Annotated in this window: 13 protein-coding genes; 2 read left to right on the forward strand and 11 right to left on the reverse strand. The window is 61.7% G+C overall.

The genetic code is table 11. The features are described 5' to 3' along the window. Window positions 1-7: 7 nt before the first annotated feature. From R1T40_RS21370 to R1T40_RS21400, 7 genes are read right to left on the reverse strand one after another with little or no spacing between them, the layout of a single operon-like run. The gene (locus tag R1T40_RS21370; RefSeq protein WP_317387170.1) at window positions 8-2,392 is read right to left on the reverse strand and encodes a transketolase; all 2,385 of its coding nucleotides are present in this window, start codon (window positions 2,390-2,392) and stop codon (window positions 8-10) included. An 11-nt stretch (window positions 2,393-2,403) separates the two neighbouring features. After that, the gene (locus R1T40_RS21375; RefSeq protein ID WP_317387171.1) at window positions 2,404-3,480 is read right to left on the reverse strand and encodes an ABC transporter ATP-binding protein; all 1,077 of its coding nucleotides are present in this window, start codon (window positions 3,478-3,480) and stop codon (window positions 2,404-2,406) included. A gap of 10 nt (window positions 3,481-3,490) precedes the next feature. After that, window positions 3,491-4,333, reverse strand: coding sequence for a carbohydrate ABC transporter permease (locus tag R1T40_RS21380; protein ID WP_114963848.1), 843 nt, complete (start codon window positions 4,331-4,333; stop codon window positions 3,491-3,493). Between the two features lie 9 nt (window positions 4,334-4,342). Further along, the gene (locus tag R1T40_RS21385) at window positions 4,343-5,293 is read right to left on the reverse strand and encodes a carbohydrate ABC transporter permease (RefSeq protein WP_106164989.1); all 951 of its coding nucleotides are present in this window, start codon (window positions 5,291-5,293) and stop codon (window positions 4,343-4,345) included. Continuing rightward, window positions 5,275-6,534, reverse strand: a complete 1,260-nt coding sequence (locus tag R1T40_RS21390) for an ABC transporter substrate-binding protein (protein WP_317387172.1) — start codon at window positions 6,532-6,534, stop codon at window positions 5,275-5,277. The genes R1T40_RS21385 and R1T40_RS21390 overlap by 19 nt, the downstream gene beginning before the upstream one ends. A 48-nt stretch (window positions 6,535-6,582) precedes the next feature. Continuing rightward, complete coding sequence (locus R1T40_RS21395; protein ID WP_317387173.1) at window positions 6,583-7,776, reverse strand: PLP-dependent transferase; 1,194 nt, start codon at window positions 7,774-7,776, stop codon at window positions 6,583-6,585. After that, the gene (locus R1T40_RS21400) at window positions 7,769-8,524 is read right to left on the reverse strand and encodes a FadR/GntR family transcriptional regulator (protein ID WP_227538597.1); all 756 of its coding nucleotides are present in this window, start codon (window positions 8,522-8,524) and stop codon (window positions 7,769-7,771) included. Before R1T40_RS21400 ends, R1T40_RS21395 begins: the two co-directional genes overlap by 8 nt. Before the next feature lie 251 nt (window positions 8,525-8,775). Here R1T40_RS21400 and R1T40_RS22320 point away from each other — a divergent pair, with 251 nt between their 5' ends. Then, the gene (locus R1T40_RS22320; RefSeq protein WP_110684137.1) at window positions 8,776-8,964 is read left to right on the forward strand and encodes a hypothetical protein; all 189 of its coding nucleotides are present in this window, start codon (window positions 8,776-8,778) and stop codon (window positions 8,962-8,964) included. Beyond that, the gene (locus R1T40_RS21405; protein ID WP_317387174.1) at window positions 8,961-10,070 is read left to right on the forward strand and encodes an IS110 family RNA-guided transposase; all 1,110 of its coding nucleotides are present in this window, start codon (window positions 8,961-8,963) and stop codon (window positions 10,068-10,070) included. The genes R1T40_RS22320 and R1T40_RS21405 overlap by 4 nt, the downstream gene beginning before the upstream one ends. Window positions 10,071-10,435: 365 nt before the next feature. On the opposite strand, the gene R1T40_RS21410 is transcribed toward R1T40_RS21405, so the two are convergent. The 4 genes from R1T40_RS21410 to R1T40_RS21425 form a co-directional block, all read right to left on the reverse strand. After that, entirely contained in the window at window positions 10,436-11,455 is a 1,020-nt protein-coding gene (locus R1T40_RS21410) for an Ldh family oxidoreductase (RefSeq protein WP_106164984.1), read from the reverse strand. Window positions 11,456-11,512: 57 nt separating this feature from the next. Continuing rightward, window positions 11,513-12,163: a DUF3726 domain-containing protein gene (locus tag R1T40_RS21415; protein ID WP_106164983.1), complete on the reverse strand. Its 651-nt coding sequence runs from the start codon at window positions 12,161-12,163 to the stop codon at window positions 11,513-11,515. Next, a complete protein-coding gene (locus R1T40_RS21420) occupies window positions 12,160-13,851 on the reverse strand; it encodes a hypothetical protein (RefSeq protein ID WP_317387175.1) in 1,692 nt (563 codons plus the stop codon). The genes R1T40_RS21415 and R1T40_RS21420 overlap by 4 nt, the downstream gene beginning before the upstream one ends. A 111-nt stretch (window positions 13,852-13,962) precedes the next feature. Continuing rightward, entirely contained in the window at window positions 13,963-15,507 is a 1,545-nt protein-coding gene (locus R1T40_RS21425; protein ID WP_106164981.1) for a BCCT family transporter, read from the reverse strand. Between the last annotated feature and the right edge of the window lie 6 nt (window positions 15,508-15,513).

Consider the following 15,513-nt stretch of genomic DNA (forward strand, 5'->3'; position numbering starts at 1 on the left):
GCAGTCATCAGCCTGCCAGCGGCAGCGCGTACCGCTTGCCCCGTCCCGACCGCAGCGCCGCCGCCGCATGCAGGATCGCGTTACAGTCGATCCCATGCAACCGGTAGACATCCTCTACCGTGCCGGCCTGACCAAAATGTTCCACCCCCAGCGATTTCACCCGGTGGCCTTCGACCCCGCCCAACCAGCTGAGCCCGGCCGGATGGCCATCGGTCACCGTCACCATCCCGGCATCACGCGGCATCTGCGCCAGCAGGCGCTCGGCATGCGACAGCGCCGTGTCCTGGCCGCGCTGGCGCGCCCGTTCTGCTGCCTGCCAGCCCGCATTCAACCGATCAGCGCTGGTGACTGCCAGCACGCCTACGCCGCGCAGATCCTCGGCCAGCAGCCCGGCCGCGCGGATCGCCTCAGGCGCGACAACGCCGCTATAGGCAATCACCACCGAGATTCCCGGTTCAGGGGCGCGCAGCCAGTAACCGCCATCAATCACCTGCCGCGCCAAACCCGCATCCATCTGCCGCTGCGGCTGCTCCAACGGCACCGTCGACAGCCGCAGATACACCGCGCCGCCGCGCTCATCATGCAGCCAGCTTTGTTCTTCAACCGCACCGGAGCCATCGCGCTGCATGTAATCAAACCCCCAGTGCATGATCGCCGCCAGCTCGTCGGCAAAGGCGGGTTCAAACGTCGCCAGCCCATCCTGCGCCATGCCAATCAGCGGGGTCGAGATCGACTGATGCGCACCGCCTTCATGGCTCAGCGACACGCCCGACGGCGTTGCCGCCAGCATGAACCGCGCATCCTGATAACAGGCATAGTTCAGCGCATCCAAACCGCGGCAGATAAACGGGTCATAGACCGTGCCCACCGGCAGCAGACGCTGACCAAACAGCGAATGCGACAGCCCGAGCGCGCCAAGGAACGTGAACAGGTTGTTCTCGGCAATGCCCAGCTCCACATGCCGCCCCTCGGGGCTGCGCTGCCATTTTTGCAGGCTGGCAATCGCCTGATCCTTGAACACATCCGCCACGCCGGTCTTGGCAAACAGCCCAGTCTTGTTGATCCACCCCCCCAGATTGGTCGAGACCGACACATCGGGCGAGGTGGTGACAATCCGCTCTGCCAGCTCCGGCGCGTCTGAGGCCAGCGCCGCCAGCACCTGCCCGAATGTTTCCTGCGTGGAAATCACATCCTTCAGCCGCGGCTCTACCTGTTTGTCGGCGGGCAAGGTGGCCGCCTGATACCGCCGGCTGCCGCCCTGATTGAACGGCACTGCCTTCAGGAATTCCTCCACCGCGTCGGGGTCGCTCACCCCTGCCAGCCGGTCCCACTCTGCGCCTGCATCAATGTTCATCTCACGGCGCAAGCCCTCGATCTGACCGCCGGTCAGCACCCCCGCATGGTTGTCCTTGTGTCCGGCCAACGGCAGCCCGTGCCCCTTGACCGTGTAGCAGATGAAACACACCGGGCGGTCATGGTCGATGCCGTTCATGGTGTCGGCCAGCAGGGCCGCATCATGGCCCGCCAGATTGCCCATCAACGCGGCCAAGGCAGCATCATCATGATCCGCGACCAGCGCCAGCGCATCCGTATTGCTTGCCAGATCCCGCTCCAGCTTCGCCCGCCACGCGGCACCGCCCTTGAAGGTCAGCGCCGAATACAACCCGTTGTCACATTGGTCGATCCAGTTGCGCAGCCCCTGCCCGCCGGGGCGTTCAAACGCAGCCTGCATCAACCGGCCATATTTCAGCTCAATCACCTGCCAGCCGCAGGCGGTGAAAATATCGCGGAACCGCGCGTTCAGCCCGTCCGAGACAACCCCGTCCAGCGATTGGCGGTTGTAATCGATGATCCACCAGCAATTGCGCAGGTCGTGTTTGGCGCCTTCCAGAAGCGCCTCATAGATATTGCCCTCATCCAGCTCAGCATCACCCACCAGCGCAATCATCCGCCCCTTGGGCTGCTGCAACCAGCCATGGCCCGCCAGATAATCCTGCGTCAGGCTGGCGAAGGCGGTCATCGCCACTCCCATGCCCACCGACCCGGTGGAGAAATCCACGTCATCCGCGTCCTTGGTGCGCGACGGATACGGCTGAGCCCCACCCAACCGGCGGAAATCCTCCAGCTGCGCCTGGCTTTGGTTGCCCAGCAAATATTGGATGGCATGGAACACTGGGCTGGCGTGTGGTTTCACCGCCACCCGGTCCTCGGGGCGCAACACGTCAAAATACAGCGCGTTCAGAATGGCATTCATCGAGGCAGAAGACGCCTGATGCCCGCCCACCTTGATGCTGCCCTTTTCGCGGAGATTGTTGGCGTGGTGGATCATCCATGCGGACAGCCACAAGGTTTTGCGCTCCAGATCGGCGCGGATTTGATCAGTCTGTGTCATTGAATGAGGCCTTAGGCAGCAATCGCGTCGGCACGGCGCAGGGCGGTACCATCAGCAGCAAAGATATGGGCGTTCAGCGGCTGGATGTTCAGCCCCAGCGGATCACCGGACCGGGCCGGGATATTGCCATGCACCCGCACCATCATAGGGCCGATGCCTTCAACGCGGGCATAGATGTTGGTATCCGATCCCAGATGTTCGATCACATCGGCAACCGCTTTCAGCATACCCTGATCCGGGGCCACTACATCGATATGTTCGGGGCGAATGCCCAGTTCCACAGCGGCAGAGGTATCGCCCAGATGCGGCAGCGCCAGTTTGCTGTCAGCCAGGGTGATGCCCCCTGCCCCGCCTTCAACCGGAACCACATTCATGGTGGGGGATCCAATGAACTGCGCCACAAATTTGTTTGCCGGGCGTTCATACAGCTCCAGCGGGCTGCCAACCTGTTGGATGTCGCCGCCCTCCAGCACCACAATTCGGTCGGCCAGGGTAAGTGCTTCAACCTGATCGTGGGTTACATAAATCATGGTTGCGCCCAGTTTCTGGTGCAGCCGGGCGATTTCCAGCCGCATTTCCACCCGCAGCGCGGCATCCAGATTGGACAGCGGTTCGTCAAACAGGAACGCGCGCGGGTCGCGGATGATGGCACGGCCCATGGCCACCCGTTGCCGCTGGCCGCCAGACAGGGCCTTGGGCAGGCGGTTGGTCAGTTTCGACAGGCCCAGGGTTTCGGCGGCGGCGGCCACCTTGGATTTGCGCTCCTCTGCGGCATCGCCTCGGATCTCCATCGAGAACCCCATGTTGCGCGCCACATCCATATGCGGGTAGAGCGCATAAGATTGGAACACCATGGCAATGTCGCGATCTCGCGGGCGCACATCGTTCATGCGTTCCCCGTCGATCATGAAATCGCCGCCGCTGATCGGCTCCAGCCCGGCGATCATCCGCAATAGGGTGGATTTGCCACAGCCCGACGGGCCGACCAGCACGATGAATTCACCGTCTTGGATGTCCAGGTTGATGTCGCGAAGGACGTTGACATCACCATAGCTTTTCTTGACGTCGTTCAGTTGGATACGTGCCATTTTGGCCTCCCTAGCCTTTGACCGCGCCGGACGTCAGCCCTTGCACGAGGTAACGTTGAATGAAGATGAAGAACAGGCAGCTGGGCACCAGCGCCAGAACGCCCGCCGCCATCATCTGCCCCCAGTCGACAGAGAATTTGGACACAAAGGTCAGCAGCCCCACCGGGAAGGTCATCGCGTCGTTCTTTGAGATCAGCATCAAGGCAAACAGCAGCTCTGACCAGGCGGCGGTGAACACAAACCCCAGCGTCGCGCCCAGCCCCGGCAGCGTCAGCGGGAACACCACCTTGTACAGGGCCTGAAACCGGGTGCTGCCATCCATCATCGCCGCTTCTTCCAGATCCTTCGGAATGCCATCAAAGAACGACTGCATCAGGAAGGTGGCAAAGGGGATGTTGAAGGCGGTGTAGACCACAATCAGGCTGGTGAGCGAGTTCAGCATGCCCATCTGCGAGATGATCTTGTAGATCGGCGCGATGATCATCAGCAGCGGAAACATCTGGGTGATCAGCATCACCGCAATCAACAGCTTCTTGCCCGCAAAGTCGAACCGAGAGAACGCATATCCCGCCGCAGCCGCCACCAGCGTGGTCACCGCCGCGGTGCCCAGCGACACATACAGGGAATTGCCAAAGTAGGACAGAAAGTCGGTTTGCAGCAGCACGGTGCGGAAGTTGTCCAGCGTCACCGCGCTGGGGATCACCTGGGTGCCTTCGGTAAAGACCAGCGCATCCGGGGTCACGGCGATCTTGATCAGCCAGTACAGCGGGAACAGCGCAAACACGAGATAGCACAGCAGCGCGGCATATTTGGCAACGGTGGCAGCTGGGCTGCGGCGAAGAGCGGCAGGCATGGCGTGTCCTTAGATCTTGATGAGTTTCTTGCGCAGCCACAGCACGATCAGCGAATAGATCAGCAGGATCAGCAGCAGCGCCACCGCGATCGTCGAGGCATAGCCAAAGTCCAGTTTGCGGAACGCGGTTGTGAAGATATAGGTCGACAGGATCTGCGTCGAATTGGCGGGTCCACCGCCGGTCATGACAAAGATCAGATCGGCGAAATTGGCAATCCAGATGGTGCGCAGCATCACGGTGATGGCAATCATCGGCGCCAGGAACGGCAGGGTGATCTTGCTAAAGGTCTGCCACGCGCTGGCACCGTCGATTTCGGCGGCTTCATACAGCTCACCGGGGATCGATTGCAGCGCGGCCAGCAGGGTGATGGCAAAGAACGGCACTCCAAACCAGATGTTGGCCATGATCGGCCCCCAGATCGCCAGCTCCGGGTCGCCCAGAATGTTATAAGGCTCGCTCAGGATACCCAGATCCGCCAGCCAATGCGGCAACGGGCCGATCACCGGGTTGAACAGCCAGGCCCAGGTCAGTGCGGAGAGGAACGTTGGCACCGCCCAGGGCAGGAACACCAGCGCCTGAAACAGCCGCTTGCCAAAGAACTGCGTGTTCAGGAGCAAGGCCAGCCCCAGCCCCAGCAGAAACTGCAAGCTCACCGACCAGAAGGTCCAGAAAAACGTATTCTCCAACGCGATCCAGAATTTCCTGTCGCTCCACAGCGCCGCATAGTTTTCAAACCCAACCCAGCCGCTGTCGAATGGGCGCAGAAGTTCAATCGACTGAAAAGAGTAGGAAATTCCGATGATCAGCGGGATCAGGATCACCGTGCCGATCAACACGATCGCAGGCGACAGATAGGCAAAAGGCTCCACCAGATACTGAAGATACAGGGAGCGTCGTGCCCGGGGTCTCCGGGGCACGACTGTTTTTGTGGCGCGGGCAATCACTGCGCGGCCTTCCATGTGGCATATTCATTGGTCAGGAACTCGGCCCATTCATCGGCAATGTCCTGCGCGCTGCGCTGACCCAGCAGGGCTTCCTGGCTGGAATCCAGCGCGATGCTGTCCGCGAAATAACCAAACTGCTCCAGATAGACCGGCATCACGGTCGGCACATATTCGTCGCCGTTTAGCGTGTCGAACCAGCCTTTGAACTGCTCGGTCTTAAAGTGCGGATCCTGATCGGCGCCCTTGTGTACAGGGATCACACCAATGCGCTTGGCCCAGGTAGCGTTGGCCTCAGGGGCCGAAAGATGCGCAATCAGATCAAAGCTCTCGTCTTTGTGCTCGCTGGCTTCAAACATCGACCAGCCGACAAACCCAATGGTCGGGAACGCCTTGCCCGCCGGACCAACCGGCATCGGGATCACGGCAAAATCTTCGGCTGGCATCCGCTCTGCCACCGCAATCAGCGCATCCGGGTCTTGGTCCAGGAAGGCACAGGTGCCGGAATAGAAGCCCGCCACGATCTCGTTAAAGCCCCAGCTGACGCTGTCCTTGGGGGCATAGCCCTTTTGGTACATGTCGATCAGATACTGGATGCCCGCTACAGAGCCCGGTTCGTTGATCCGCGACTTGCCGTCCTCGGTGAAGAACTCATTGGTGCCGTTCATCGCGGCCGCCATCATCACCCAAGCGTTCAGACCACCGGGACCACCGCGCAGGCAGTAACCGGACTTGCCGTCCAGCTCAGACACCGCAGCCGAGGCCGCCATGAACTCTTCCATGGTGGCAGGCGGGCCATCAACGCCGGCCTCAGCCAGCAGTGTCTTGTTGTAGAACATCGCCCGCAGATAGAACCCATAAGGCAGCATATGCATCTCGCCGGTCTGGCGACCCATCTGCACGGTCTTTTCGGTCAGCGTGCTGCCATGGTCCCAGCTGGCAACATAATCATCCAGCGCCACCAGCTGATCCGACCCGGCATACAGCGCCGCCCAGCGTTCCGGCATCTCGACGATGTCCGGCACATCCCCGCCCGCAACCATGGTTGCCAGCTTTTCAAACGCACTGCCCCACGGCAGCGACACGATCTCGATGTTGACGCCTTCATTGGCGGCCTCGAACTCATCGACCAGCGTTTGCAGCACTTTGGTGCGCTCGGGGCTGGTGATGACCTCAACCAGTTTGAGGTTTGTTTCCGCATAAGCTGCCGAACACATCAGCATGCCCGCCGCAGCGATCCCTTTCAGAAGATGTTTCATGAGTTCCTTCCCTGTTGTTGGTATTGGTTGGTCGTCTTGTCTGCGCGGTCAGCGCTGGCTTGCGGCCAGTGCCGTGGCAAAGTCCGCCCATAGATCCTCGGCTTCCTCCAGGCCCAGGTTCAGCCGCACAAGATTTGGCGAGACGCCAAATTTCTGCATAGAGTTCTGCTCACCGGCCTGCGCCAGTCCAATCCGGGCCGGCATCACCAGGCTCTCGAACCCACCCCAGCTGACCCCCAGCTTGAAATGGGTCAGCGCGTCGCAGAACGCCGGAATATCCACACTGTCGTCGAACTCCACGCCCATCAGGCCGGACCTTCCGGTCAGGCCCGGCACGTCATTGGGGCCGGGGCTGCGGATTTTGCGCACCTGTGGCAGCACGCTCAGCCGATCCACAAACAGATTTGCGGTGGCCTCGTGCTGGCGCATCCGCGCCACCAGCGTGCGCAGCCCGCGGGTGAGTAAAAACGCCTCAAACGGGGCCAGTTTGGCGCCCAGCAAGGGAACGGTCAGATCACGGATGCGGGCAATATGATCGTGGGAGGAAACAACCACGCCCGCAACCGTGTCCGAATGGCCCGAAATATACTTCGAGGCCGAATGCAGCACGATATCCACGCCCAGCGTCAGAGGGCGTTGGAACAGCGTGCCTGCCCAGGAATTATCAATCATCGTCACCGCGCCATGGCGTTTGGCATGTTCCGTCACCCGCGGCAGGTTCATCACCTCAAAGGTGTTGGAACTGGGGCTCTCCAGATAGGCGATGGTGACACCCGCCAGCAGTTCTGGATCGTTCTCAAAGGCGCTGACCGGGTGGTACTCCACCTCCACCCCAAAGGGGCGCAGCAGCCGTTCCATCAATCGGAACGTATCCGGGTAGACATGTTCCACACAGGCGATCCGGTCGCCGGGTTTCACATAGGCCAGCAGGGTCGACGAAATCGCCGCCATGCCAGAGGCAAAGCCAATGGCCGCCTCGCCCCGTTCTGCCTTGGCCATCAAGTCCTCGAATGCAGCCACGGTGGGGTTCTGCACGCGGGTATAGATCGGGGAGCTGGTTTTGCCTGACATGCGGTCCGCAAAGGCCTGATAGCTGTCAAATGTGAACAGCGAGCTTTGCACGATGGGGGGGGGCACCGACCCGCCTACCCGAGCCTGCCCCGACTGCCCTATCTGCCCGAGTGGGGCATCTGCTCCGTGAGTGGCGGCAAGCAGTGTTGCAAGGGCGGTTTCATCAATCATTCTTGGTCTCCAGAACCTGGCGGATTTCGGCCTCGACGATGGACAGGATCTCGTCCATCAGCCGCGTGGCTTCTGCTTCGTTGCCCTCTGCAATCGCCTGTGCCAGTGGCGGGTGCAGCGGGATGGTTTCGTGGCCCAGATGGGGCTTGCCCAGCGGGGCTTCATAGACTTCCTTGAACCCTTGTTGGATCTGCTGGATCAGCTGACCAAACAGCGGGTTGCCGCAGGCTTCATAGATGGCCCGGTGAAACAGGTCGTCGGCCGGGCGCCAGTCTGTGTTGCTGCCATAGACCTGCATCAACTCGCTGACGCGGGTGGTGATTATGGCGGCGTCCTGGGGGCTGCGATTGCGCGCGGCCAGCCGCACCGCTTCTACTTCCAGTGGCCGCCGCACCGCATGGGTCCGAAGCAGGCTTTCGGCTTCCAGTTTCATGGTCACCGGCAGATGGATGGCGTTTGCCGCCACTTCAGCTGCCAGCCTGGTGCCGGCCTTTTTGTTGCGCACCACAATGCCCATGCTCTGCCAGGACGTCAGCGCCTCACGCACCTTGGCCCGCCCGATCCCCAGCCGCCGGGCGATGTCCACCTCTGGCGGCAGCCTGTCCCCGATCCGCAGCCCCTCGCGGTCAATCATCCGCGACAGCGCATCCAGCACATCCCGGCTGGTGCTGCCGGGCGGCAGGATCTCAAGCGTTTCGCCTGCGGCCTGCGTCTGTGTTTGCTGGTTGGGATTGGTCGGCTGGGTCACGGCGGGTCCTGCTCTGCGTTTGCTGAGACAAGGCTTGCACATAATGTCCGACAAAATCAACAATAATGTCGGACATAAAGTTTCGCGCTTAGACTTTTGAAAATAAACAGATTTTGTCGTTTTTTGCGAATTTATCTCGGTGGCGGTTCACACAATCGGCGCAGTTCACAGGGCTCTGTTGATGGCGTGGATGCCCCTCCCGACGGCATCAATGTGCCAGGGTGGGTTTGCAAAATCTCGTTCAAGCCGGAATGACCGCCGGCCAAGCCGCGAAACAATTCGGTATCGCAAGGTCAACTGCTTACAGGCTGATCAAAGAAGTGGGTAAACACAGCCGAGTTGCCTTAGTTGCCTTAGACCAGATGAGCGTTTTGCGGCGGGCGTGGTGCCCGTGGTTTTCTCGGCGAACATGGATTGTTCGACGGAGGAAATGCAAATGAACAAAACGCTTTATGTGGGCTTAGACGTCCACAAGGATAGGATTGCAGTGGCTGTCGCTGAGGATGGACGCGGCGGTGAGATCCGGTTCCATGGGGTCATTGCCAATTCGGCGGATGCAGTGCTGCGGCTGACAAAAACGCTTACCCGGAATGACCACAGGCCATCATTTTGTTATGAAGCAGGTCCATGCGGCTACGGCCTTCACCGGCACTTGGTGAAGCTCGGATTTGAGTGTGCCGTTGTCTCTCCCGCGATGATCCCACGTAAAGTGGGGGATCGGATCAAGACAGATCGGCGTGATGCGGAGATGTTGGCCCGGCTCTGGCGCGCTGGAGAACTGACGCCAATCTGGACGCCCGATGAAGAGCAAGAAGCGATGCGAGACCTGATCCGCACGCGCAAGCAGGCAATGGATGCGGTGAAGGTGGCCAAGCTGCAACTGCTCAGCTTCCTGCTGCGACATGGACTCACGTATGAGACGGGTAGCTACTGGACGCAGCGGCACCGCCGGTGGCTCGCCGAGTTGCGCCGGTTCCGTTTCACGCATCAGCAACTCGTCTTTGAGGAACTCAAACGCGCGGTGGACCAAGCCGAGGAACGGGTTGCTACGCTGGATCAGGCAATCGAAACTGCTATCGTTGATTGGCATTTTGCGCCGGTAGTTGATGCCCTACGCGCCTTGCGCGGTGTGAACACGACAATTGCCGCGACTGTTGTGGCAGAGATCGGTGATATCACGCGGTTCGAAAACCCGCGCCAACTCATGTCCTGGCTCGGCCTCGTGCCAAGCGAGCATTCCAGTGGCAGCACCGTCAGGAGAGGACGATTGACCAAAGCGGGGAACGCGCTGGCGCGCACCATGCTGGTCGAGGCGGGGTGGTCATACCGACATCCTCCCAAAGAAGGACATCCGTATCTGAAGCGCTCGGCGCATCTGCCGCAGGAGATCAAGGATATTGGCTGGAAAGCTCAGACGCGGCTTTGCAAACGGTATCGCGACCTGAGCCGGACAGGCAAACCGCAGCCCAGAGTGTTGGCCGCAATCGCCCGGGAACTGGCTGGGGTCATTTGGGATATCGCGCGAAAGACACCACTCACAGCTTGAACGCCAACTCAGACTGCCTGTGCAGCACGCTGGAGATGGCGGCCATGGATAGGGAAATCCTCGGTCTACGCTTTGGGACAAATATCCGGTCTTAGAGAGAGGTCACCCGTATCGAATTTGGTCAGGCGGTATCCAATCCGCGGATGAGAGAATGACAACCATCGGTTCGGCCTGCCGTCTCCAGCGCCTGTACAGGCCACAGATTTTGACCATCTCGCGCCAGCGGGGTAGTCTTATCGTGCCGGGAAAATCAAAAACGCTCATGAGAGGTGTCATTCTGCCCACAGCGGGAACAGACCCCTATCACAGGTGACGGCAGTCAAGGTAACAGCGCGTCTAGTGGCGCCCCGGCGAGAGTGCGGAGATCAGCTCAGGCTACGCACGGTCTCAAGCAAGGCTGCGTTGACCTCGACGCCGCGCTCCCCGGCGCGTTGGCGATGGGTATTGCGGCCATCGCCTGGAAGCCTCGCGCCCTCCTGCGCGTGGATAGACTCGACAAGGCAGCGCAGCTTGTCGGCGTAGCCACCAGCGGAACTTACCTGCGGATCAATGGCGATGAATACTTGACCGGTGCGCGGCGGCCCGCCTGCGGTGCCGGAGAACGGGCTGGCCTGGGTGCCTAGGTTCGCTCCGGTCATTGCCGCCGCGAGCAGTTCGACCAGCAGCGCGATCCCAACGCCCTTATAGCCCCCCGAGGGCACCATGGACCCCTTGAGCCCGGCTGCCGGATCCGTGGTCGGTTGTCCGGCCTCGTCCAGTACCCAGCCTTCGGGCACCGAGCGGCCTTCTCGGGCGTATTTCATCACCTCGCTTTTGGCGATCGTGCTGGCGGACTGGTCGATCAGAAGGGCGGCGCTGTCGTGCTCACCCGTGCCTGTGGCCGGGGCAGCGATGGAAATCGGATTCGTCCCGACCACCGGCGTGGCCCCGCCCGAGGGCGCGATCGAGGCGGGCGCATTGGTAAAGCCGAGCCCGAGCAGGCCGGCCTCAGCAAGGCGCCGGGTGTGCACGCCCAGAACCCCGCAATTGTAGGAATTGTTTACCGCCAGCAGGGCGATGCCCATGTCTCGGGCCAGCGGGATCAGCTGTTCAAAGCCCTGGTCGATCGCCGCATGGGCAAATCCGGTGGCGGCATCGGCGCAAATGACGGCGGGACGTGGCTGCGACAGGATCGGGATGGCGGTGCCGTCCACCTTGCCGCAGACCACATGCTGCGCGTAGATCGGGATATAGGCCAACCCATGGGAAGCGACGCCATCGGCCTCGGTCATGGCGGTGGCGACGGCCAGCGGCCGGGCGTTCTGCGGTGATGTGCCAGCCTTGACCAGCGCACGAAAGGCAAGGTCTTCGATGGCACCCAAGGAGAGGGTTTCAGTGGCGGTCATTGCGGATCTTTCTTCTGCTAGGGTTTGGGGCGGCGACGGGAGAGAGACACCGGGCGGTCAGTCATTGTCGCTGAGCCCGGCCCCGGCGCCGCGCAGGCGGCTTTCTTCGGTTGCCGGGGCAAAGGTTCGCTGCGCAAAGGTCGACAGCCGTCGCCAGCTCTGGTCGGAGACCTCGGCGCGCAGCACCTGTTCGCGGCGTCCGGTCATCTCTGCCGGGGTCCCAAAGCAGATATGCGCGGTCATCGGCGCTTGGAGCGTGGCGCTTTCACCTTGCAGGCAAAGCTGCCGCCCGTCCGTGGCCACTCGGGCCCCATCCCATTCTGCCATCACTGGATGCTTGAGGCGCAGCGCGGCCCCGGCCATGAATGGCACGGTCAACAACGGGACGCAGATGTTCTCCATCGCGATGGTGCCACGCTCCAACAACCGCATCGCGCAGTCGCTGAGCGATGCACCCGCGATCAGCGGGCTCATGCGACGCGCGGGAGCATGCCAGACGGGCGCGCGCAGGGACACGGGCGAGACATCGATAGGCGGGATGCGGTCGTTCATTTCCAAGAGATCCGCTAACAGGTCGGTGCCGGGAAAACCGAATGCCGACAGCCAGCGGGTGCCTTTGGCCGCCTCTTCCGCGAGACCCCAGGACAGACCTGCACCGCGCGCCGCGCGTTTGCTCATGGCTTCGATTTCATTAAGGGAGTGGCTCATGCGTGGCCCTCCGGTAAAGTGGGGTAGACCCAGAGATCGGCGGTCTCCGGCGACAATTCGCAAGGCAGCGGGGCGTTGCCATACATGCAGATGCGTACCCAGCGATCAGAGCGCGGATCGAATTTGGTCGCACCGAAGAACGCCAGCTTGCACCGCAGCATGTCTATCGGCATCACCCGGTCGGAAATCGTGTTGTCGCGAATTTCCGCATAAGGCGCGCGGCCCACGATTTGGACCCGGCGCAGCACGTGCCGGTGCTCGGGATGGCGCAGGATGAATTCGGCAACTTGCGCCTCGTCCGGCCAGTGTTTCAGCGCCGCATGCAGCAGGGCGGCATCGCGGCCCGGAGCAAGCGGCTGTTCATAGGCTTCGATCGGCTCCTCGAACCGTTCGCCAAGGCGCGGTTCCAGCTTTTCCTCGGACACGTACCAGGCGCGGGCCTTGTTGCCCGGCTCCGACCAGTCTGTCTCTATGGCCCAGGCATAGATCCGGTCCAGCAAGTTGCGCAAATCCCTGATCGACATGGCGCCGGCGATGCGGAAAGTGGCAGTGTTGTCGGCAGACATGGTGGCGGCCAGATCATCCACCAGTGTCCCGTAGGGTTCCAGCATCAGAGAGGCGATCCATTCCTGCCCTTCCAGCGACAGGGTGGTCTCGGCCCAGCGGTAGAGTGTATCCCATGGGGTGGGCGCCGACAGATCCGCCCGCTCCAGGTAGCCGCGCAACTGGTCGATGTCGTCCCTCAGCGCCTTTAGTTTGCCCAACTGAACCGGGTGTTCGGAGTGCCAGCTGTTGACCAGCTGCACAGCGCGGTCGAACAGGTCGCGAAACAGGGCAATGTCCACAGGGCTGGCCTGATCGAGGCCGCGCACCCGGCTGAGGGCAGTCTCCCGTGCGGCGATCCAGTTGTTGAACAGCACCGGGTGGTTCAGCAGGAAGGGGGCCATGCCAAGCCCGGTGGAATTGCCGATCCCCATCGAACGCGCCAGTTCGGGTGCAAGGGTCGCGGCGGTCTTGCCCAACCGCGCGGCGCGGCAATCCGCCATATGTTGTACAAGGTCGGTGACGAACCAGCGGGTCAGGTAGACCGAGAGCATCTCGGCCTGAAACGGCACCCGGAATTCGGGGCGGTCGGCGATCATCTCGCGATCTGCCGCGCCCAACTTGCCGGAGCCGTAAACTGCGGTGGTGCGCATCAGGTAGCCGACGGCGTCGATCTGTACCGCGTCGGGCTGCTGTCCGGCGGTCAGCGCGGTCACCACATGCTCCCACAGCCGCACCGAGCGGTTGGCGCGAGAGACCGAAAGCTCGCTGCCGGTGACGCGGCCTGCTTCCTGCAGGGGGATATTCTGTGCCAGCCGCGCGATGTCCTCAGGCGTCGGGATACCGTCAAACAGGGTGAAGGTCGCGTCCCAGGCGTCGGCGATCACCCGGTCGGAGCGTTTCTCCGGCGGCAGGTCATGCGCAAAGGCGATAAGCGAATAAGCGCGGTCAGGTGTGTGGGCAGTATAGACTGCATGGCCCTCACCGCGCTCGTTGATCTCGAACACTGTTTGTTCGAAGCGCCAACCTTCGCGCGCCATGCGGCGGGTTAGGATCCGCATGAACGACAGGCGGAACTGGTGGATCGAGCCGAGGCGCGCGAGGCGCATTACCAGATCTGGATCACGGGCGGGAACGTCGGTCATGCGGTCGAGCCTTTAAAATGGGTGTGCGTCGATAGAGTCCGTGTGTATGTCGACCGGAGCACCTCCAGCCAGGATAGACGCCCGGGCACGCAGGTGCGCCCGGGCAAAGGTTCAGCTTTCTTTGCCTTTAGCTAGCGTGATGCGCAGCGCATCCCAGAGCGAGGGCAGCAGGAGCAGCGACACCGGCACCGCCGTTACCACGATGAAGCTCTGTAGCTTGGAGACACCGCCAGAGCCGACGGAGATCAGGATCACCGCCATGACACCCATGGCAACGCCCCAGAACACCCGCACGGCTGTGGGCGGCGTGTCGTCGCGGCTCATGGTGGCGGAGATCACATAGCTCATGGAATCGCCGGTGGTGGCCACAAAGATGGTGGTCAGGATCAGGAAAAGGACCGAGATCACAAAGCCCATCGGCAAGTTGGTGGTGATCGCCAGCAGAGCGGCGGGCAGGTTGAAGCCTTCGAAGGCGGCAGAGATGGTGCCGGGTTCCGCCAGTTCCATCGCGATGCCGGTGCCGCCGACAATGGTGAACCAGAAATTGGTCACGATCGGTGCAATCACCGAGAGCATGAGGATGATCGAGCGGATAGAGCGCCCACGGGAGACTCGGGCGATAAACATCGCCATCAGCGGTCCGTAACCCATGAACCAGCCCCAGAAAAACACTGTCCACCAACCAAGCCAGCCGGGATCGCCGAACACGCCCGCTTCACCGCGGAACAGGGCCATCTGGAAGAAATTGCCGACATAGGTGCCAAATCCGGAAAAGAACGAGCCGAAGATGAACGTGGTCGGCCCGGCTACCAGCACGAACAGCAGCAAGAGAGCAGCCAGCACAACGTTGATCTTTGAAAGCATCTGGATGCCACGCGACAAACCGGTCATTGCGGAGATGGTATAGATCGTGACCAATCCGGCGATGACCGCGAACTGAGTGGCAAAGCTGTCGGGCAGACCAAAGAGATCACTAAAACCATAGCTGACTTGCAGACCAAGAAAGCCGATCGGCCCGACGGTCCCGGCCACCACCGCGATGATGGAAGATGCGTCAGCAATCAGCCCGATGGGGCCGTGGATCGCCTTGTCGCCGAACACCGGGTAGAGCAGTGTACGAGGCGCGAGTGGCAGTCCCTTTTCATAGTGGTAATGCATCAGCATCACCGTGGTCAGCGAGCCGAGGATGGCCCAGGCAAGGAACCCCCAGTGCATGAAGCTCTGCGCGATCGCCGGGTTCACCGCGGCCTCTGTCGCGCCTTCGGCGCCATAAAGCGGCGGCGAATAGAGGAAATGGGCAATCGGCTCTCCCGCCGCCCAGAAGACGCCCCCGCCCGCAAGCAGGGTGCACATGATCATCGACCCCCACTGGAAGGTGGTGAATTCCGGTGCCGTAAGCCCGCCCATGATCGCCCGCCCGCCAGGCAGAACGCACAGCACCAGCCCGATCAGGAAGGTCGCCAGCAGCAGCACCTGCCAATACAGCCCAAAGTAGGTGGCCGCGATGTTGAACCCCCAGTCGACCGCTGCCGAGAGCGCGTCGAGGTTGATCAGCGCCGCCAGGCAGAACAGTGCGATAAAACCGCCGGAGATCAGGAACAGCGGCACGTTCACGCGGCTGTCCTTTTTGATTTCGTCTTGTGTTGCGTCGGACATAAGTCC

Origin of the sequence: Tritonibacter scottomollicae (genome assembly GCF_032924845.1) — a bacterium.
GTDB lineage: Bacteria > Pseudomonadota > Alphaproteobacteria > Rhodobacterales > Rhodobacteraceae > Epibacterium > Epibacterium scottomollicae.

Bases quoted from the DNA above. Each gene is read 5' to 3' on its own strand.
- R1T40_RS21370 (WP_317387170.1), bottom strand. From the start codon at position 2,392: ATGACACAGACTGATCAAATCCGCGCCGATCTGGAGCGCAAAACCTTG.
- R1T40_RS21410 (WP_106164984.1), bottom strand. From the start codon at position 11,455: ATGACCGCCACTGAAACCCTCTCCTTGGGTGCCATCGAAGACCTTGCC.
- R1T40_RS21385 (WP_106164989.1), bottom strand. From the start codon at position 5,293: ATGGAAGGCCGCGCAGTGATTGCCCGCGCCACAAAAACAGTCGTGCCC.
- R1T40_RS21425 (WP_106164981.1), bottom strand. From the start codon at position 15,507: ATGTCCGACGCAACACAAGACGAAATCAAAAAGGACAGCCGCGTGAAC.
- R1T40_RS21415 (WP_106164983.1), bottom strand. From the start codon at position 12,163: ATGAGCCACTCCCTTAATGAAATCGAAGCCATGAGCAAACGCGCGGCG.
- R1T40_RS21395 (WP_317387173.1), bottom strand. From the start codon at position 7,776: ATGATTGATGAAACCGCCCTTGCAACACTGCTTGCCGCCACTCACGGA.
- R1T40_RS21405 (WP_317387174.1), top strand. From the start codon at position 8,961: ATGAACAAAACGCTTTATGTGGGCTTAGACGTCCACAAGGATAGGATT.
- R1T40_RS21375 (WP_317387171.1), bottom strand. From the start codon at position 3,480: ATGGCACGTATCCAACTGAACGACGTCAAGAAAAGCTATGGTGATGTC.
- R1T40_RS21420 (WP_317387175.1), bottom strand. From the start codon at position 13,851: ATGACCGACGTTCCCGCCCGTGATCCAGATCTGGTAATGCGCCTCGCG.
- R1T40_RS22320 (WP_110684137.1), top strand. From the start codon at position 8,776: ATGACCGCCGGCCAAGCCGCGAAACAATTCGGTATCGCAAGGTCAACT.
- R1T40_RS21390 (WP_317387172.1), bottom strand. From the start codon at position 6,534: ATGAAACATCTTCTGAAAGGGATCGCTGCGGCGGGCATGCTGATGTGT.
- R1T40_RS21380 (WP_114963848.1), bottom strand. From the start codon at position 4,333: ATGCCTGCCGCTCTTCGCCGCAGCCCAGCTGCCACCGTTGCCAAATAT.